The organism is Aureimonas glaciei (assembly GCF_014643375.1).
In the GTDB taxonomy this organism is placed as follows: Bacteria; Pseudomonadota; Alphaproteobacteria; order Rhizobiales; family Rhizobiaceae; genus Plantimonas; species Plantimonas glaciei.
The window spans coordinates 20903-38183 of record NZ_BMJJ01000013.1 but is presented as its reverse complement, the minus strand read 5'-3'; the positions used below and the strand labels follow the sequence as shown (position 1 = coordinate 38183).

The following is a 17281-nucleotide window of genomic DNA, read 5'->3' as shown; positions in this document are numbered from 1 at the left end:
CCCCACTTGGCCCCAGACCGGCGGGACTACTCGTCCGGACGGGCTTCCGGTTCGCGCGGCTCGAGCGGCAGGCCGGCCTCGGCCCAGCCGTCCGTACCGTCCGGATACCAGATCACCTGGCGATAGCCGGCGGCCATCGCGCGCCGCGCGGCGTTCCAGCTCATCCAGCAGTCGCGAAGGCAGTAGAAGACCAGCGGACGCTGCCAATCGCCGTCGGTCGCTTTGGCCAGTCCGTCGAGGAAATAGCCCTCCATGGCCGGCGGCAGCGCGCCATAGCCGGTATCGACCAGCCAGATCGACCCGGGAATGTCCTTGCGCGGCTTGGGACGCCAGACGGTCGAGGCCGGAAGGCCGGAAGGCCGCGGCGCGCGGGGCAGGACGTCGACGAAGACGGCCCCTCCCTCGTCGAACAGACGCCGGGCATCCGCGGGATCGACCACTGTCGCGCCGGCGAGCGTCGCCGGCGTCGGCGAGCGGTAGTCGTCCATGCGATAGGTGGCCGGCTCGGCCGGCCGCTCGGCAGAGACAGCGGTTTCAGCCGCGGCCGAAAACATCGGCAGGGCCCCACCCAGAGCGGCGAGCGCCAGAGCGAGAGCCAAAGCCCGCCTCATGGTCAGCCGCCGTGCTTCTTCGAGACGATCGGCTTGTCGTGTTCGTCGAGCAGCGGCACGCCGAAGGAGAGAAGGATCTCGTTCAGCTCATCCTGGTTCTCGCGGATCATGTCGTTCAGCGTGCGCTTCCACTCCTGGTCGGACACGCGCACGCCCATGGTGATGCGGAAGGCCATGGGGGGGCCCTTCCCCTCTTTGACCAGGGGCGTGACGACATAATCCTTCCCGGACTCACGGGCGTAAAAGCCGGCCTGCGGGCCCCACAGGATCGCCGCGTCGATCTCGCCCTTGCCGAGATCGTCGATCATCTGCTGCGCCGAGTTGTCGTAGCGCGTGTCGACCATCAGCTGGTAGCCGCGCGCTTTGCCGATCAGGCCGGCGCGCGCCATGTAGGTGCCCGGCGGGGTGCCCGCGACGACGCCGATCACCTTGTCCTTGAGCTTGGGATCCTCGATCGTCTCGACGCCGTCGAGTTCGCCGCCCTTCGGCACCACCAGCGAATAGGCCGTCCGGTAATAGGCATTGGTGTTCTGCACGAGCTCGTCGCCCTGCGGATAGCTCATGATGATGTCGCAGGCATTGGCGCCGAGCGTCATGCGCACGAAACCGGTCGCCTGCGGGAAGAAGCTGTAGGTGACGGACTTCCGCCCGAGCTTATCGGCGACGAAGTTGGCGAGGGCGTTCTCAAAACCCTCGCCCTTGTCGTTGGAGAAGGGCAGGTTGCTGGGATCGGCGCAGACGCGCAGAACATTGGGATCGACCAGCTCGATCGAACCGCCGAATTCTCGGTCCTGCGCCCCTGCCGTGCCGACCACGGCGACGGCCAGCACCGCAGCGAGACGAAGGCCCGTGCCGATCCCCGCCATGCTCAGAATCCCAGACAGGCGTTTTCGGCCGCCTGCGCTTCCTTGTTGATCTTCGGCTTCTTCGGCTCGCCGCGCGGAATGGCGCCATCGGCGCGGCCGCGGAGATAGACATAGATGCTGTCGAGGAAGCACATCACGTTCACGTCTTCGCCCCAGGCCGGCATGATGGAATTGACCGGGTGCCACTTGTTCTGCTGGCCGTTCACCACGATTCCGGTGAAATCGTAGTAATTGATGCGCTGCAGCTGTTCGGTCAGGTTCGGCGCGAAGGACGAGCCGAGCCCGTCCGGGCCATGGCACTGGAAGCAATTCGCGGAGTATTTCTTGTAGCCGCGCCAGGTGGCGTAGTCGAACGTGCCGTCCTCATTCTTGCTGTAGATCGGGTTGCCCGCTGAATCGACGAACTTGCCTTCCTCGCCGGGCGTGGCTTCGGTGCCGTTCTCCTTCGAATCGATGGACATCGGACCGCCGGCGGCCGGCGCCGCGGCCGTTGCGGCGGGTGCAGCGGCCGGGGCTTCCGCAGCAGCGGGCGCTTCAGCCGCTGCCGGGGCGGCGGGCGCAGCAGCTGCCGGCGCAGCAGCGGCCGGCGCGGCCGGCGCGGCTGCGGCCGGAGCGGCAGGGGCTTCCGAGGCGACTGGAGCCGCCGGCGCGGCCGCACCGGCCGGGGCCGCCGGAACGATCTGGGCGGGCGCTTGCGTCGTCTGCGCCGAACCGAGCGCGGTCGTCGCGAGAAGTACGGAGCCGGCAAGGGCGAGAAGAGTTCGGGTCATCGAAACCTCATGAATAACCGCGGCTGAACGAACGGCCCGGCCGACACTGACAAGACAGAAGCACACCTTCGATAACGCGCCGACGTTGCGAAGGGATGCGTGAACGAAATCTCTCATTGCGGTTACCAGAGACAGCGGCAGACCGGGAAACAGGGCGGCAAGTCTTCGCCTTCCCTAATGCCTTCCCGCCAGGACGATCCTGGCGCAAGCATGGGCAGACACGCAAAACCCGGCGATCAGCCACGGCCGCTCGTCGGGTTCGGTGGCGGGTGACCTCGCCGCCGGGGCGGCGAGGTCGATGGAGGATGTCGGTTACTTCGCCGCCGTTTGGTTCGGCACGGTGAAGACCGTCAGCTGGCCGCCAAGCGCAGTGTACTTCGACAGAGCGGCATAGCCGCCGACCGCGCCGAGACCGGCATTCGGATCGGTCAGGCCGGCCGCGAGGCCGATGCCGGCCCAGCCGCCAATGCCCGAGAGCACGCCGACATACTGCTGGCCGTCGGTCTCGTAGGTCATCACGTTGGCGATGATGCCGGACGGGGTCTTGAACTTGTACAGTTCCTCGCCCGTGGTCGAGTCGACCGCCTTCAGGAAGCCTTCGAGCGTGCCGTAGAACACGACGTCGCCAGCGGTGGCGAGTGCACCCGACCAGACCGAGAACTGCTCGGGCAGCGACCAGACGATCTCACCCTTGCCAGCGTCCCAGGCGATGAAGTTGCCCATGCCGCCGTGGCTGTTCGGAGCCGGATACATCGACAGCGTGGCGCCGACATAGGGCTGGCCGGCGGTGTAGGCGACCCGGAACGGCTCGTAGTCCATGCAGACGTGGTTGGTCGGCACGTAGAACAGCTTGGTCTTCGGCGAGAAGGCCGCGGGCTGCTGATCCTTGGTACCGAGCGCCGCCGGGCAGATGCCCGTCGAGTTCACGTCTTCACCGTTCTGCTCGGTCGAGTACTGGGCGACCACCTGCGGACGGCCGTACTGGTCGGAGGCCGGGTCCATGACGACTTCCGTCGCCCAGTTGACCGCAGGGTCGTACTTCTTGGCAACCAGCAGTTCGCCGGTGGCGCGGTCGAGGGTGTAGGCGAAGCCGTTGCGGTCGAAGTGCGCGAGCACCTTCCGCGGGGCGCCGTTGACGTCGATGTCGGCGAGGATCATCTCGTTGACACCGTCGAAGTCCCACTCGTCGTGCGGGGTCATCTGGTAGACCCACTTCGCCATGCCGGTGTCGGCATCACGCGCCATGATGGCCATCGACCACTTGTTGTCGCCGGGACGCTGCGAGGGGTTCCAGGTCGAGGGGTTGCCGGTGCCGTAATAGACGAGGTTCAGCTCGGGATCATAGGAGTACCAGCCCCAGGTCGTGCCGCCGCCGATCTTCCACTGATCGCCTTCCCAGGTCTTCAGCGAGGAATCCGCGCCGACCGGCTTGCCGAGCGACGTGGTCTTCTCCGGATCCATCAGCATTTCGGCGTCCGGGCCTGTCGAATAGGCGCGCCAGGCCTGCGTGCCGTCCTTGAGGTTGTAGGCGGTGAGCGAGCCGCGCACGCCGAACTCGCCGCCGGAGATGCCGATCATCACCTTGTCTTTGACGACCATCGGCGCGGCCGTGCCGGTCTCGCCCTTGCTGGAGTCGCCGTTCTTCACGGACCAGATCTGCTCGCCGGTCTTGGCATCGAGCGCCACCACGGTGGTGTCGGCCTGGTGGAGAATGACCATGTCCTTGCCGCCATCGACGGCCGGCGCATAGGCGACGCCGCGGTTGACGGTGTCGCAGCACATGACCGGGATGACGTTCGGATCCTGCGTCGGCTCGTACTTCCACTTGATCGACCCGTTGTCCTTCAGGTCGAGCGCGTAGACGATGTTCGGGAAAGGCGTGTGGACATACATCGTGTCCCCGATCACCAGCGGGTTGCCTTCGTGACCGCGCAGGACGCCGGTCGAGAAGGTCCAGGCCGGGACGAGGTCCTTGACGTTGCCCTTGTTGATCTTGTCGAGAGTCGAATAGCGCGTGTTGGCATAGTCGCCCGTCGGCATCGTCCAATCGGCCGCATTCTTCTGCATGGTCGCCAGGGCTTCGTTCGCCGAGGCCACGCCCGCCCCGAGACCGATCAGCAGGCTTGTCGCCAAGGCCGCCTTCGTCATCATTTTCAACATTAGATTCCTCCCAAGGAACTAAACCCATCGGCTCCCACGAACGGAATGTTCGCGCGCGACCGCTTCGATCTCAATGGGGAAGGTTTCCGGCAGCGTGTCACGACCGCCAATAGGGGTCTTGGTGGGCACCGTTGAAACTGCCCTACCGTGGCCTTCGAGATTCGCCATGCTCCCAACACGGCGACCTTGAAGCCGGAAACCATGGGGGGAGGCTAGGCTGAGAAAAATCAGGATGCAAGACGCCCGGCTCGGATTCTTTGTTTGCGGTGCAGCAAAATCAAGGTGCGTTGCAATAGGCTGGCCGGAAATTGCTGCGAAGCGCGAGCATCGTAACTGTTCTTCTTACTTATTTTCGCCGTATATCCCGCCAGCGCGCCGGCACTGCACAGCCGAACCGGCCGCTCCTTTGCTTTATCCCAGCGCCGCGCACCGCCTCAGAGGGCTTCGGATCGAGGGTTGGCGTCAATAGGAGGGCCCCGCCGCTGGAAAACTATTGCACGACGACTGACAAGAAGACAAAAAGGGGAAACGAATGCTTCACGGGGCCGGCTATTTGGCCTGAGTGACAGCCCGGTGAGATTGTCGCGATGCGCGCGTGAGCGGCAGGGACCTGCCGAAAATATTCTCAGCGCTGCGTCTTCTCGCGGCAGGAAGGCAGGCTCCGATGATCACGCGCCGCACGCTGCTGCAAATCGGCCTGGCCCTTTCCGCCGCCGGTTCGGCGAGAGCGGCCGAGTCGGGCATCGGCGGAAGTTCGGCGACCGCCGGCTTCCAAGCCGTCGCGCCGGGCGTCTATGTCCGCCACGGCGCCGTGGAGCTGGCGAGCGAGAACAACCGCGGCGCTATCGCCAATATCGGCTTCGTCGTCGGCGACGCAGCCGTCGCCATGATCGACAGCGGCGGCAGCCGGGAGGACGGCCTCTCGGCCCTGGCGGCCATTCGTGCCGTCACCGACCGGCCGGTCCGCTATCTCGTCAACACCCACATGCATCCCGACCACCTCTTCGGCAACCAGCCGTTCAAGGAGGCGGGGGCGGAGATCATCGGCCACCATGCCTTGCCCGCGGCCCTCGCCGCGCGCCGCGACACCTATCTCATGACGATGCGCGACGAGCTCGGCGTCCGTCTCGCCGGGGAGGTGACGATCCTGCCGCCGGACGCGGTGGTGGACAGCGAGCGGCGGCTCGACCTCGGCGGGCGGCAGTTGAGACTCACCGCCTGGGGCACCGCCCACACCGACAACGATCTCACCGTGCTGGACGAGGCGACGGCCACGCTGTTTGCCGGCGACCTCGTCTTTCAGGACCATGTGCCGATCATCGACGGCAGCCTGAAAGGCTGGCTGAACCAGATGGACGCCCTCGCCGCACTGCCGGCCGTGCGCGTCGTGACGGGCCACGGGCCGACGAGCGCGCCGTGGCCCGCCGCCCTCGGCCCGCAGCGACGCTATCTCGAAGCGCTGGCCGCCGACCTTCGCCGGGCCATCGCGGACGGCGAGACCCTGAGCCAGGCGATCACGACCGCCGGCCAGAGCGAGGCCGACGAATGGGCCCTGTTCGAGGACTACAACCCCCGCAACGCTTCCGCCGCCTATGCCGAACTCGAATGGGAATAGCCGGCCGCCCCCCTGCCCCGTCACGCGGAAGTTTTCGCCGGGCGGCTTGAGCTTCGGCCCCGTCGGCCGCACATTGATTCCTGCGACGAGAAACCGCGGGCCGGGCACACGCGGACGACGCACAGGGAGAAACCGATGCTGACACCCCTTCACCGCGGCCGCCGGCCGAGATCCTCCGTCCGCCTGTCGCTCGCGGCCGGCACGACCGCGCTTTGCCTGTTTATCGCTGGGGCAGCCCATGCCGGCACCACGCCTTCGCCCGAGGAAGCGGCGGCGGCCGCCGAATCGTCCTGGCCCGGCCTCGTCACCGACGTGTTCGACGACCGCCCGATGCAGGACGGCACGGGCGTCATCGCGCTGGAAGCGCCCGCCCGCGCCACCGATCCGGCCATCGTGCCGGTGAAGCTGACCCTCGACCCGGCGAAAAAGATCCGCAAGGTGACGCTGGTCATCGACGAGAACCCCTCGCCGGTCGCCGCCACCTTCACCATCGGCGCCGATGCCGGCCTGACCGAGCTCGAGACGCGCGTGCGCGTCAACGCCTATACCGACATCCACGCCGTGGCCGAGGCCGAGGACGGCACGCTCTATATGGTGAAACGCTTCGTCAAGGCCGCCGGCGGCTGTGCCGCGCCCGCCGCCAAGGACGCCGTCGCGGCGGCGAAATCGCTCGGCCAGATGCGGCTGAAGCGCTTTGCCGCCGAGGCCGAAGCCGAGGGCGAGCGCCAGGTCGCGCAGCTGATGATCCGCCACCCCAACAATTCCGGCCTGCAGAAGGACCAGGTGACGCTGCTCTACATCCCCGCGCATTTCATCACCGATCTCAGCGTCGAGGCCGGGGGCCGCGAGATCTTCACGATGTCGGGCGGAATCTCGATCTCGGAGGACCCGAATTTCCGCTTCGACTATGCCGGCAAGGGCGAAGAGACTTTCCACGCCAAGGCGACGGATACCGAAGGCTCAGTTTTCGAAAAGGACTTTCCGGCCGGCAGCTCCTAAAGCGGGACATCCCGCCTTATGCAGTGTCGGCGCGCGCACCAGCGCCGCGCCGACACGCGCATGGCTGTCGGTGCGTCCGCGGGCTTGCCTGTGATGTCCCACGCGTGGCTGGGAGAGCCGCTGCGACAGGGTCGCCGACCGGTTTTGGCAGCCCGGGCGCTTTACTACGAACGCCTTACTCGAAGCAGCGGATCTCCGCTTCCGCCTGGGCCCGGCGGAGCTCGCCGATGACGCGGTTCGACTCGACCGAGCCTTTGAACAGCGCGCCCTTCTCGCCCGAGACCTGGCCCATCGACAGGAAGGTCGAGGCCTCGACATAAAGATCGTAGGGCACGATCGAGGCGACGACGTCGAAGGAACAGGCGCAGCGCTCGAGCGATTGGGGCGTGTTGCCGTTGGCCTGCATGCAGCCGAAGACGTAGTCGGCGGTGGCCGTGGTCGGATAGCCCGTTCCGCCTGTCGCCGCCGGCGCCATGCTGCTCGTCCCTGTCGCCGTCTGCGCGAAACCCGCGCCGGCGGGTGCGGCGGCCATGATCGCCGCCAGTGCCAGAGTGATGATCCTGGACATGTCTTCCTCCCGAAATCCATTGCCTGCCGGCCGCGCCGAAGGCGCCGCCGCACGCTGCCAATCCTGCCGTCGCCCGCTCTCGGCCCCTAGGGCGCCTTGCGGATGAACGTCCCGAAAGCCCGCGGCCCGTCGCCGACCTCGACCTCGCCGACGATCTCGAGCGTGGCGGTGTCGATCTTCTTCAAGACGTTGTCGAACCAGTTCACGACATAGACATAGGCCTCGCCGCTCCCCGCTTCGATCCCTTCGGGATATTCACCGATGGGGATCGTCTTCACCGCCTGCCGTGTCCCGGCATCGAAGACGCTGACGGTGCCGCCATACTGGTCGGTGACGAACACCTTGCCCGCCGCCACCGCGCTGGCATAGGGACGCTGGCCGACCGGCACGGTGGCGACCGCCTTCCGGCTGGCGAGGTCGACCACGGTGACCGCGTCGCTGCCGACATCGGCGGCATAGACCTTTGTGCCGTCGGCGGAAAAGCTGACCCCGAACGGCCGCTCGCCGACGGGAACGGTCGCCGTCACCGTCAGCGTTACCGCGTCGATGATCGAGATCTGGTTGGAATCGCGGTCGGCGGTGACGATGGTTTGGCCATCGGCCGAGACGGCGACCCCGGACGGCGACTGTCCGACCTGGATGCGACTGGTAATCACCCCGCCCACGGGATCGACGACGAAGAGTTCGTGCTCGAACCAGTCCGCGACATAGACGGGCGCCCCCGAGGGGTGCACTGCGACACCGAGCGGCCCGCCGGCGAGCGCGATGCGCTTGATCACCTCGCCCTTCACCGTGTCGATCACCGCGAGGGATTTCGCCTCGGGGCTGGTGACATAGGCACGCAGACCGTCCGGCGGGATGGCGATTCCCGCCGGCTTGCCGCCGATCGGGATCGTCTTCGTCACCGCCATGGTGTCGAGGTCGACGACCGAGACATCGTCGCTCGACTGGTTGGTGACGAAGGCGGTGTCGCCGGCCAGAGCCGGCGACAGGAGGAGGCCGAAGGCGAGCGAGATCGCCGCGCCCAGCCTGCCCACGGCGAAAGCCATCAGGAGCCCTGCTCGACGGCCTTCTTGATGCCCTCGAGGCCCTCCTTGGCGAAGGCGGTGACGGCCTTGATCGCCGCTTCCTCGTTCAGCTCCGGTGGCGGATCGCCGTTCGGGTCGCCGCGGTAGAAGGCGCAGCGGTATTCGACGATCGAGGTTTCCGGCGTCTTGCCGGGCTTCACCGTCAGATAGGCCGAATAGTTCGTGACCGGCATCACCTTGACGTCGACATGCGGCAGCAGCGTCGCATAGCTCATCTTCGCCGCGTCGTAGCGGTAGAGCGTCTCAGCGAGCTCGCCGCCGGTCTTCAGGGTCACCAGGCGGGCGGTGTCGACCACATTGCCGGGCGCGCCTTCGGTCTCGGCGACGCGGGGGTGCCAGGACATGTCGTTGAATTCCTGGATCCGCGCCCAGACCTTGGCCGGCGGGGCGGCGACCTCGATCGTCTCGGTCACCTTCTGCCGGGTGGGTCCATGCGCCTGCGCCAGACCGGGCAGAATCGCGAGCGCCAGAAGGGCGCCTAACAGCCGTGCGATCACGACGTACCTCCTTGATTTCATTGAGGCGCAACGCCAAAGGCGCGGCCCGTCGGTGCCCGCGCGGAGCCTAGTGCAGTTCGGCCGGCGAGGAAAACCCCTTATCGCACCGCCACCCGAAAATTCATCGGCCAGTGAACGAAAGGCGTAGAGCGAAACGCGCGGCTACAGCGTCTTCAGCATGCCGCCGTCGACGAAATAGGTCGAGCCGACGCTGTAGCTGGCACGTTCCGAACACAGGAAGACGAAGAAGTCGGCGAGCTCCTCCGGCGTGCCGAAACGCTTGATCGGCGCGTGCTCGTCGGCGACGCCCTGCAGATAGCCCTGCCAGTCGCCGCCCGTCTCGGCGGTCAGCTCCTTGGCCGTCTTGATCCAGTCGGGCGTCAGGATCAGGCCGGGATTGACGCAGTTCACCCGGATCTTGTCCTTCACCACCTCGGTCGCCAGCGTCTTGGAGAACATCATCAGCGCCGACTTGGTGACGTTGTAGATCGGCTCGTACCAGAGCGGCTGCGCCGCGCAGATCGAGGCATTGTGCAGGATGACGCCGCCGCCGCGCTTCTGCATGAAAGGCACGATGCCGCGCGCCAGCCGCACCGCCGCCATCACGTGCAGGTCCCAATAGGCCTGCCACTTTTCGTCCGGCGCCTCGAGGATGGTTTCGTTCGAGCCGGTGCCGGCATTGTTGACGAGGATGTCGCAGCCGCCAAACGCCCGCTCGACGCCGTCGATGAGTTTTTGCGTCCCCTCGGCGGCGCCGACATCGCAAGCGACCGCGACCGCCTTGACGCCGTGCGCGGCGGCGATCTTTTCTGCCGCCAGCGTCAGCCGGCCCTCCTGCCGTGCGGCGAGAACGAGGTTCACGCCCTCTGCCGCCAGCCCTTCCGCGATGGCGAAGCCGATGCCGACGCTGGCACCGGTGACGACGGCGACCTTGCCGCGCAATTTCAGATCCATGGAATGCTCCTCCCGATGGCCCGAGGCTTTGCCCGTGGCCGATTCTTCGGGATCAGGATGGGTCAGTCCAGGTCGCCTGCCAAGCCGTTCGAGCGATCCGGGCGGTTTGACAGGCAGGGACCGTTCCTTAAGCTGCGCCGACCCTTGGAAGGACTGTCCGATGCTGCACCGCCTCACCCTCGGCCTGACCGCCTTCGCCTTCTTCGCCCTGCCGCTGCAGGCGCAGCAGCTGGCCCCGGCGCCCGAGGCGGCGTCCGGCGTCACCGAAAAGGCGCTGGTCCGAGCGACATCGCAGATGGTCGTCGCCGCCCATCCGCTCGCCACCGAGGCCGGGCGGGAGATTCTGAGGGCCGGTGGCAACGCCATCGATGCCATGGTGACGGTGCAGCTCGTCCTCGGCCTCGTCGAGCCGCAATCCTCCGGCCTCGGCGGCGGCGCCTTTCTCGTCCATTACGACGCGGAGGCGAAAGAGCTCGAGACCGTCGACGGCCGCGAGACCGCGCCGGCCGGGGCGACGCCGCAGCTCTTCCTCGACGAAAGCGGCCAGCCGCTGAAGTTCCTCGACGCCGTGGTCGGCGGGCGCTCGGTCGGCACGCCCGGCACGGTGCGGCTGCTGGAAGACACGCACCGGCGTCACGGCGCGCTCGCCTGGCGCCGCGTCGTCCAGCCGGCGATCGATCTGGCGCGGAAAGGCTTTGCCGTCACGCCGCGGCTGAACGGCCTGCTGGCCGGCGACGAGTCCCTGCTGCAGTCGCCGACGCTGAAAGCCTATTTCTTTGGCGCGGATGGAAAACCCTGGCCGGTGGGCCACGTCCTCGTTAACGAGGCTTATGCGCGAACCCTGGAGACGATCCGCGACGAGGGCGCCGCCGGTTTCTACACCGGCGCGGTGGCGGACGGGATCGTCGCCGCCGTCGCCGGCGGGACGGACCTTCAGGGCAAACGCAATCCGGGCACGCTCTCGCGCCAGGACCTCGCCGGCTACCGGACGAAGCTGCGCCCGCCCGTCTGCCTCGACTATCGCGGCTACGACGTCTGCGGCATGGGCCCGCCCTCTTCCGGCGCTCTCGCCGTCGGCCAGATCCTCGGCCTGATCGAGCCGACCGACATCGCCACCCTCGGCCCGAAGAGCGCTGAAGCCTGGCGCCTGATCGGCGACGCCTCCCGCCTCGCCTTCGCCGACCGCGGCCGCTACGTCGCCGACGAGGATTTCGTCGCCATGCCGAGCGGACTTCTGGACGATGCCTATCTGGCGAGCCGCGCCACGCTGCTCCAAGGCGACAGGGCGCTCGCCGAGGACGCCGCAGTCGCCGGCGAACCCAGCTGGGACCATGCCGGCCTGGCCCCGCCGCGCGGCGACGACGCCAGCCTGGAACTGCCCTCGACCAGCCATTTCGTCATCGCCGACAAGGCAGGCGGCGTCGTCTCGATGACGACGACGATCGAAAACGGCTTCGGCTCGCGGCTGATGACCGGCGGCTTCATCCTCAACAACGAGCTCACCGATTTCTCCTTCGCCACGCAGGAGGACGGGCGGCCGATCGCCAATGCCGTGGCGCCGGGCAAGCGGCCGCGCTCGTCGATGGCGCCGACCATCGTCATGAAGGACGGCCGCCCGGTGATCGCCGTCGGCTCGCCCGGCGGCAGCTCGATCATCGGCTTCGTCGCCGGTGCCCTGGTGGCGATGATCGACTGGAAGATGGACGCGCAGCAGGCGGCCGCCCTGCCGCACATGCTGAACCGCTTCGGCACCTTCGAGCTGGAAAAGGGAACGGCGGCCGAAACCTTCGAGCCCGCGCTGCAGGCGCTCGGCTTCGAGACCAAGATCGGCGATCTGAATTCCGGCCTGCACGCCATCGTTCTCACCCCAGAGGGGCTCGAAGGGGGCGCCGATCCGCGACGCGAAGGTGTCGCTCTCGGCGATTGACGCGGGGGCGGGCGGACTGACAGGCTGCGGCCGCCGGCAGGTGCCGGCCACCGCTCCCAAAGGGTTCTCCATGAGCTTCACCGCCTCCGCCGTGCCCGAGATCGTGTTCGGGCCCGGCAGTCTGCAGCAAGTCGGCGTCCGCGCCGCGGCGCTCGATCCCTCGAAGCGCGCGCTGATCGTCGCCGACGCCTTCCTGGTCGAGAACGGCACGGCCGCGGCACTCGCCGCCGATCTCGCCTCGTCCGGCATCGCGGCAGAGATCTACGGCGACATCGCTGGCGAGCCGAAGGCGCGGCACCTCCAGGCGGCAGGCGACGCCGCGCGCGATAACGGTGCCGGCCTCGTCATCGGCCTCGGCGGCGGCTCGGCGCTCGACGTCGCCAAGGTCGCGGCCTGCCTCGCCGCCGGCGTGGCCGACCCCATGCACTACGCGTTGGCGCAAAATGCTTTGCCGGCAAAGCCGCTGCGCAAGATCCTGATTCCGACGACGGCCGGCACCGGATCCGAAACGTCCTCCACCTCGGTCTTCTCGGATGCGGAGGGGCGAAAAGTCTGGATCTGGGGCGCCGAGACGAAGGCGGACCTGGCTCTACTCGACCCCATTCTCACCGTGAGCTTGCCTGCTCCTCTCACCGCGGCCTGCGGCATCGACGCCTTCGTTCATGCCTTCGAGGCGGCGACCAATCGCAAGACGCATCGCGGCGCCCAGCTCTATGCCCACCAGGCGATGCGGCTCGTCGCGGGGTCGCTCGCCCGCGCCGTCGCAACGCCGGAGGATCTCAGCGCCCGCGGCGACCTCCTGCTCGGCTCCTGTTATGCCGGCGTCGCCATCGATTATTGCGGCACCACCGTCGCGCACATGATCAGCCACGCCATGGCGAGCCTGGCACCGATCAATCACGGCTTTGCCACCGCGCTCGCCTTCGAGGCGACGCTGCCCTGGCTGGTCGAAACGCCGACGCCGGAGATGGAAGCGGCGGCGCAGGCCTGTGGCCTCTCCTCCGCCGCCGAGCTGCCGGGCTTCATCTCCGCCTTGATGAGCGAATGCGGCATGGCCCGCCGCCTGCCGCCCGCCTTCGACGCAATCGGCACCGCCGCGCTCGCCGAAGCGATGCGCGCGCCCGGCCAAGCGCCGATGCGGAACGCCACCGCCCGCACCATTACCGATGCCGACACCGAGACTTTCGCCGGCATGCTGCTGCAGACCACTGCCGAGAGGGCCGCGTGATGGCAAAGATCACCTCGATCGAGATTTCACGCCACCGCCTGCCGCTCGACCCGCCGTTCAAGGCGAGCTGGGACGGGCGACCGCGCACCGGCTTCGACGCCGCGATCGTGCGCATCCGCGACGACGAGGGCCGCGAAGGCGTCGGCTCGGGCGACCTGATGCTGGGCTTCGAGGGGCACGAGGATCTCTTCATCGGCGAGGACCCGCGCCATGTCGAGCGGCACTACGAGGTGCTGTCGCACCTGCAGTTCCACTACGGCCGCTGCTGGCCCGTCGACCTCGCCCTGTGGGACCTTGCCGGAAAAATCACCGGCGAGCCGGTCTGGCGCATGCTCGGCGGGCGCGCCGACAAGGTCCGGCTCTACGCATCCTCCGGCGTGCTGCGCGACCACGGCGCCATGGCCGAGACGGCCGAACGCTTTCTCGCCGAGGGTTTTCCGGCGATGAAGGTGCGCTTCACCTCGTCCGCCGGCGGCCGCGAAAGCTGGCGCGAGGACGTGAAGGCACTCGAGTCGATCCGCGCCCGCGTCGGCTCGAAACTCGACCTGATGGTCGACTGCAACCAGGGCTGGCGCATGCCCTGGGACACCTCCGCCGCCTGGACCTTCAAGGACGCGCTCAGCGTTGCGCGCGAACTGGAAAAGCTCGGCATCTACTGGATGGAGGAGCCGCTGCACCGCGCCGACCGCCGCGGCATGGCGGATTTGCGCCAGGCGGTCTCGATCCGCATCGCCGGCGGCGAGATGACGCGCGAACTGCACGAGTTCCGCGATCTCGTCGAGGGCCGCTGCCTCGACGTGCTGCAGCCCGACGTCGCCCTCGTCGGCGGCATCACCGGCCTTCGCCGCGTCGCCCTAATGGCGCGCGAGGCGGGCCTCGCCTTCACGCCGCATTCCTGGACGAACGGTATCGGCGTCCTCGCCAACGCCCATCTCACCGCCGGCATCGGCGAGGCGCCCTGGCTGGAATGGCCCTACGACCCGCCGGAATGGTCGCTGGCGCGTCGCGACTACCCGATGCAGACGCCGCTCGTCGCGAAGGACGGCTGGCTGCATCTCGGCGAGGCGCCTGGCCTCGGCTTCGCGCTGGACGAAGAAAGACTGGCGGCGACGCGGGTGGGATGATGGTGGAACCGCGGAAAAGCCTGCAGCCGCCACAGCGCGGTGGGCCGGAAGGGCCGGCCGTGATCGAACTGCGGCCGATGCATCCCGACGAATTTCCGGCGTTCCTCGCCTATTTCATCCCGGACTACGCGGCCGAGATCGCCGCCAATTTCGGCCTTCCGGAAGACGCCGCCCGCGCCCGGGCGGCGCATGAGGTCGCCGAGGACCTGCCGCGAGGCGTGGAGACGCCCGGCCAGACGCTGCTCTGCATCACTCAGGGCGGCCCGTCCGCGGAGGAGGTCGTCGGCTCTTTCTGGCTGCGGCTGCCCCAACGCTCCACCATCGCCTTCGTCTCCGACTTCCACGTTTTTCCTGCGCGACAGAATCAGGGACTCGGCCGGCAGGCCCTCGCCGCGCTGGACACGTGGCTGGCGTCTGCCGGCTTCGAGCATCTGCGCCTGCGCGTCGCTGCGGACAATGCGCGCGCGCGCCATCTCTACGAGACCGGCGGCTTCCGGACGACCGGGATCAACATGAGCAAGCCGATCGGCCGGCAGGAATAGCGCGCTGGCGGAATCCATCGGGCGATCCGCCTGCGGGACTGTTTTGTTTTTGCCGGCGTCACCTGGAATGCACCCTGGCCAACAGGATGACCCCTCAACGCGACGGGCTCAGGCGAGGCGCACGGAAATTCCGCCATCCGCCAGCATCGGACTCCCGGTCACGAAAGAGGAGCGATCGGATAGGAGAAACAGTGCCGCCTGCGCGATTTCCCGGGCTTCGGCCATCCGCTTCATCGGGTGGAGGTTGGCGACGAAGTCGAGGACGGCTGCATTCCCCTGGCCACCGGCTGGCGTGATCGTCCCGCCCGGCAGTACGGCGTTGATGCGGATGCCGTCGGCAGCATGCTCCGAGGCCAGAGCCCGCATGAGGCCGATCTGCCCAGCCTTCGAGGCGGCATAGGCCCCCATCCCGGGCAATCCGCCGTTGCTGAAGCCGACAAACGACGACGTGAAGACGATCGAGCCAAATCCCTGCTCTTTCATGACAGGGATCTGAGCCTTCGCCGCCAGGAATGCGCTGGTCAAATTGACGGTGATGATCTCGTGCCAAGTTTCCAGGCTCATACTGGCGGCCGGAACCATCTCACCGACGATCCCGGCATTGTTGAACGCCCCATCCAGTCTTCCAAACCGGTCGACGGCCAGCTCGACCAGGGCTTGCGCATAGTCTTCGTTCCTGACGTCACCCGCCAGAACGACGGCTTTGCCGACCCCGGCGTCGCTGATCCTGGCTGCGACCGCATCCAGCTCGATACTGCGGCGCGCCCCCAGGATGAGATTGGCTCCTTCGGCGGCGAAGAGCAGCGCCGCCGCGGCCCCGATCCCGCTGCTGGCGCCCGTCACGATGATCGTCTTGCCGTGCAGTTCCATTGGTGATCCTCCGAGCTTCAATGCTCGCGGCACCTATCTCGGCTGCCAATGGCAGACGCCACCCGATTTCGAGACGCGACCATCCTCGACAGGGACGGTCGTGTTCGAGCCTCGCTGCTTGTCCAGTGTCCTTAAGCTGACTCGTTGGACCGGAAGCGCACAGCCCGCGCCCCCGGTGACGAACTGTCAGATCGCCGCGATCGCCGCCAGGACCGCTTCGTCCACCTCGATCCCCCCGTCGATCGCCGCGCGCCGCGCGCCTTGGCCGCGGCGGCCGGGAAGTCGCGCGCCGGGCTCGTCGGCGACGCGGGTGGCGAGTTCGGCCATGCGGCCGACGGCGGCCGGGCCGCCGACCGCCCGGGGGTCGAGCACGATCAGGAGATGGCCGAGGCCGACCGGCGGCCCCTTGGCGTCGAAGAGCGAGCTCGCTTCGTAGGCGAACTGGCTGCCGGTGACGCCGGCGGCGAGCATTTCCACCATCAGCGCCAGCGCCGCGCCCTTGGAATCGCCCGTGGGCACCATGGTCCCCGCCAGCGCCGCTTCCGGATCGGTGGTCGGCGCGCCCTCCTTGTCGAAGGCCCAGCCCTCGGGCAGCGTCTCGCCCTTCTGCCGGGCTTCCATCACCTTGCCGCGCGCGACCTTGGACAGCGACAGGTCGATGACCAGGGGATCCAGCCCCTCGCCCAGCGGCGCGGCGAAGGCGATGGGATTGGTGCCGTAGAGCGGCGTGCGCCCGCCCCAGGGCGCCATCGCCCCCGGCGCATTGGCGACCATCAGCGCGACGAGACCCATTTCGGCAAAACGCTCGACCGTCAGCCCCATGACGCCGGCATGGTGCGAACGCCGGATGCCGGCGAGCGCGACGCCCTGGGCACGCGCGATGTCGGGCAAGAGAGAGACGGCGAGATCGAGCGCGGGATAGGCAAAGCCGTCCGCCGCGTCGATCGTCACGACGCCCGGCGCCGGCCGCGCGGCGATCGGCCGGGCATGGCCGTCGACCTTGCCGGCCCGCGCCTGCGCCGCATAGGTGGTGACGCGGCGAAAGCCGTGCCCCGACTGGCCGGCCGCCTCCGCTGCCACCAGTGCCCGCGCGACGGACGCGGCGACCGCGGGATCGGCATCGCCGCGGACGATCGCGTCCGCCACCAGCGCCTCGGCGGCGGCGAGAGTGAGATGGGTCATGTCGGGGGCCATTCGGTGCAATGCGGGACCGATCTCCCATCGCATTCCCGGGCGGCGGCGAAAAGCCCCGATGCTGCACTGCGGCCGCCGGGTCTCTGCGGGGATGGATAGCTGAACATGATCGAGGGCGGTGGAGCTTCCCGTCCTGACCCGGTCTGGCAGTGTCAACGCCTCGGCATGGGTTCCGGGGCAGGCCCGGAATGACTAAACTGAGAAGTCGCAGGAAGCTTCATTGCCTGCAAAGCGCGAAGCACTGTTCCTTCCGAATAGTCATCCCGGC

The 17281-nt window shown here is 67.9% G+C and carries 16 protein-coding genes; 6 read left to right on the top strand and 10 right to left on the bottom strand.

All coding sequences use genetic code 11. From position 1 onward, the window contains the following. Positions 1-26 precede the first annotated feature (26 nt). The 4 genes from IEX88_RS21855 to IEX88_RS21840 all read right to left on the bottom strand — a co-directional run bounded on the left by IEX88_RS21855 (position 27) and on the right by IEX88_RS21840 (position 4407). Complete coding sequence (locus IEX88_RS21855; RefSeq protein WP_188854611.1) at positions 27-611, bottom strand: PQQ-dependent catabolism-associated CXXCW motif protein; 585 nt, start codon at positions 609-611, stop codon at positions 27-29. A gap of 2 nt (positions 612-613) precedes the next feature. After that, positions 614-1477, bottom strand: coding sequence for a substrate-binding domain-containing protein (locus IEX88_RS21850; RefSeq protein ID WP_188854610.1), 864 nt, complete (start codon positions 1475-1477; stop codon positions 614-616). A gap of 2 nt (positions 1478-1479) precedes the next feature. Beyond that, positions 1480-2247, bottom strand: a complete 768-nt coding sequence (locus IEX88_RS26900; protein ID WP_244640427.1) for a c-type cytochrome — start codon at positions 2245-2247, stop codon at positions 1480-1482. 312 nt (positions 2248-2559) lie between these two features. Then, the gene (locus IEX88_RS21840; protein ID WP_188854609.1) at positions 2560-4407 is read right to left on the bottom strand and encodes a methanol/ethanol family PQQ-dependent dehydrogenase; all 1848 of its coding nucleotides are present in this window, start codon (positions 4405-4407) and stop codon (positions 2560-2562) included. A gap of 664 nt (positions 4408-5071) precedes the next feature. Here IEX88_RS21840 and IEX88_RS21835 point away from each other — a divergent pair. Next, positions 5072-6022 (top strand): quinoprotein relay system zinc metallohydrolase 2, encoded by a 951-nt coding sequence (locus IEX88_RS21835; protein WP_188854608.1) that lies wholly within the window; start codon positions 5072-5074, stop codon positions 6020-6022. Between the two features lie 135 nt (positions 6023-6157). Beyond that, a complete protein-coding gene (locus tag IEX88_RS21830) occupies positions 6158-7021 on the top strand; it encodes a quinoprotein dehydrogenase-associated SoxYZ-like carrier (protein ID WP_188854607.1) in 864 nt (287 codons plus the stop codon). A 175-nt stretch (positions 7022-7196) separates the two neighbouring features. Here IEX88_RS21830 and IEX88_RS21825 read toward each other — a convergent pair whose 3' ends face one another. The 4 genes from IEX88_RS21825 to IEX88_RS21810 form a co-directional block, all read right to left on the bottom strand. Then, a complete protein-coding gene (locus tag IEX88_RS21825) occupies positions 7197-7589 on the bottom strand; it encodes a hypothetical protein (protein WP_188854606.1) in 393 nt (130 codons plus the stop codon). A gap of 86 nt (positions 7590-7675) precedes the next feature. After that, on the bottom strand, positions 7676-8638 hold the full coding sequence (locus IEX88_RS21820; protein WP_188854605.1) for a YVTN family beta-propeller repeat protein: 963 nt from the start codon (positions 8636-8638) through the stop codon (positions 7676-7678). Next, on the bottom strand, positions 8638-9195 hold the full coding sequence (locus tag IEX88_RS21815; RefSeq protein WP_188854604.1) for an SRPBCC family protein: 558 nt from the start codon (positions 9193-9195) through the stop codon (positions 8638-8640). Before IEX88_RS21815 ends, IEX88_RS21820 begins: the two co-directional genes overlap by 1 nt. A gap of 141 nt (positions 9196-9336) precedes the next feature. Further along, the gene (locus IEX88_RS21810; protein WP_188854603.1) at positions 9337-10128 is read right to left on the bottom strand and encodes an SDR family NAD(P)-dependent oxidoreductase; all 792 of its coding nucleotides are present in this window, start codon (positions 10126-10128) and stop codon (positions 9337-9339) included. Between the two features lie 160 nt (positions 10129-10288). On the opposite strand from IEX88_RS21810, the gene ggt reads away from it, so the two are divergent. The 4 genes from ggt to IEX88_RS21790 all read left to right on the top strand — a co-directional run bounded on the left by ggt (position 10289) and on the right by IEX88_RS21790 (position 14949). Next, complete coding sequence (gene ggt, locus IEX88_RS21805) at positions 10289-12055, top strand: gamma-glutamyltransferase (protein WP_188854602.1); 1767 nt, start codon at positions 10289-10291, stop codon at positions 12053-12055. A 70-nt stretch (positions 12056-12125) separates the two neighbouring features. Next, the gene (locus IEX88_RS21800; protein WP_188854601.1) at positions 12126-13283 is read left to right on the top strand and encodes an iron-containing alcohol dehydrogenase; all 1158 of its coding nucleotides are present in this window, start codon (positions 12126-12128) and stop codon (positions 13281-13283) included. Continuing rightward, positions 13283-14407: a mandelate racemase/muconate lactonizing enzyme family protein gene (locus IEX88_RS21795; protein WP_188854600.1), complete on the top strand. Its 1125-nt coding sequence runs from the start codon at positions 13283-13285 to the stop codon at positions 14405-14407. Before IEX88_RS21800 ends, IEX88_RS21795 begins: the two co-directional genes overlap by 1 nt. Before the next feature lie 59 nt (positions 14408-14466). Beyond that, the gene (locus IEX88_RS21790; RefSeq protein WP_188854599.1) at positions 14467-14949 is read left to right on the top strand and encodes a GNAT family N-acetyltransferase; all 483 of its coding nucleotides are present in this window, start codon (positions 14467-14469) and stop codon (positions 14947-14949) included. Positions 14950-15057: 108 nt separating this feature from the next. Here IEX88_RS21790 and IEX88_RS21785 read toward each other — a convergent pair whose 3' ends face one another. Beyond that, positions 15058-15819 (bottom strand): SDR family oxidoreductase, encoded by a 762-nt coding sequence (locus tag IEX88_RS21785; RefSeq protein ID WP_188854598.1) that lies wholly within the window; start codon positions 15817-15819, stop codon positions 15058-15060. A gap of 186 nt (positions 15820-16005) precedes the next feature. Beyond that, positions 16006-17001, bottom strand: a complete 996-nt coding sequence (locus IEX88_RS21780; RefSeq protein WP_188854597.1) for an Ldh family oxidoreductase — start codon at positions 16999-17001, stop codon at positions 16006-16008. Positions 17002-17281: the final 280 nt, after the last annotated feature.

Coding starts and splice junctions, on each gene's coding strand:
- IEX88_RS21825 (WP_188854606.1), bottom strand. CDS start 7,589: ATGTCCAGGATCATCACTCTGGCACTGGCGGCGATCATGGCCGCCGCA.
- IEX88_RS21795 (WP_188854600.1), top strand. CDS start 13,283: ATGGCAAAGATCACCTCGATCGAGATTTCACGCCACCGCCTGCCGCTC.
- IEX88_RS21820 (WP_188854605.1), bottom strand. CDS start 8,638: ATGGCTTTCGCCGTGGGCAGGCTGGGCGCGGCGATCTCGCTCGCCTTC.
- IEX88_RS21830 (WP_188854607.1), top strand. CDS start 6,158: ATGCTGACACCCCTTCACCGCGGCCGCCGGCCGAGATCCTCCGTCCGC.
- IEX88_RS21780 (WP_188854597.1), bottom strand. CDS start 17,001: ATGACCCATCTCACTCTCGCCGCCGCCGAGGCGCTGGTGGCGGACGCG.
- IEX88_RS21810 (WP_188854603.1), bottom strand. CDS start 10,128: ATGGATCTGAAATTGCGCGGCAAGGTCGCCGTCGTCACCGGTGCCAGC.
- IEX88_RS21855 (WP_188854611.1), bottom strand. CDS start 611: ATGAGGCGGGCTTTGGCTCTCGCTCTGGCGCTCGCCGCTCTGGGTGGG.
- IEX88_RS21785 (WP_188854598.1), bottom strand. CDS start 15,819: ATGGAACTGCACGGCAAGACGATCATCGTGACGGGCGCCAGCAGCGGG.
- IEX88_RS21800 (WP_188854601.1), top strand. CDS start 12,126: ATGAGCTTCACCGCCTCCGCCGTGCCCGAGATCGTGTTCGGGCCCGGC.
- IEX88_RS21815 (WP_188854604.1), bottom strand. CDS start 9,195: ATGAAATCAAGGAGGTACGTCGTGATCGCACGGCTGTTAGGCGCCCTT.
- IEX88_RS21850 (WP_188854610.1), bottom strand. CDS start 1,477: ATGGCGGGGATCGGCACGGGCCTTCGTCTCGCTGCGGTGCTGGCCGTC.
- IEX88_RS26900 (WP_244640427.1), bottom strand. CDS start 2,247: ATGACCCGAACTCTTCTCGCCCTTGCCGGCTCCGTACTTCTCGCGACG.
- IEX88_RS21840 (WP_188854609.1), bottom strand. CDS start 4,407: ATGTTGAAAATGATGACGAAGGCGGCCTTGGCGACAAGCCTGCTGATC.
- IEX88_RS21835 (WP_188854608.1), top strand. CDS start 5,072: ATGATCACGCGCCGCACGCTGCTGCAAATCGGCCTGGCCCTTTCCGCC.
- ggt (WP_188854602.1), top strand. CDS start 10,289: ATGCTGCACCGCCTCACCCTCGGCCTGACCGCCTTCGCCTTCTTCGCC.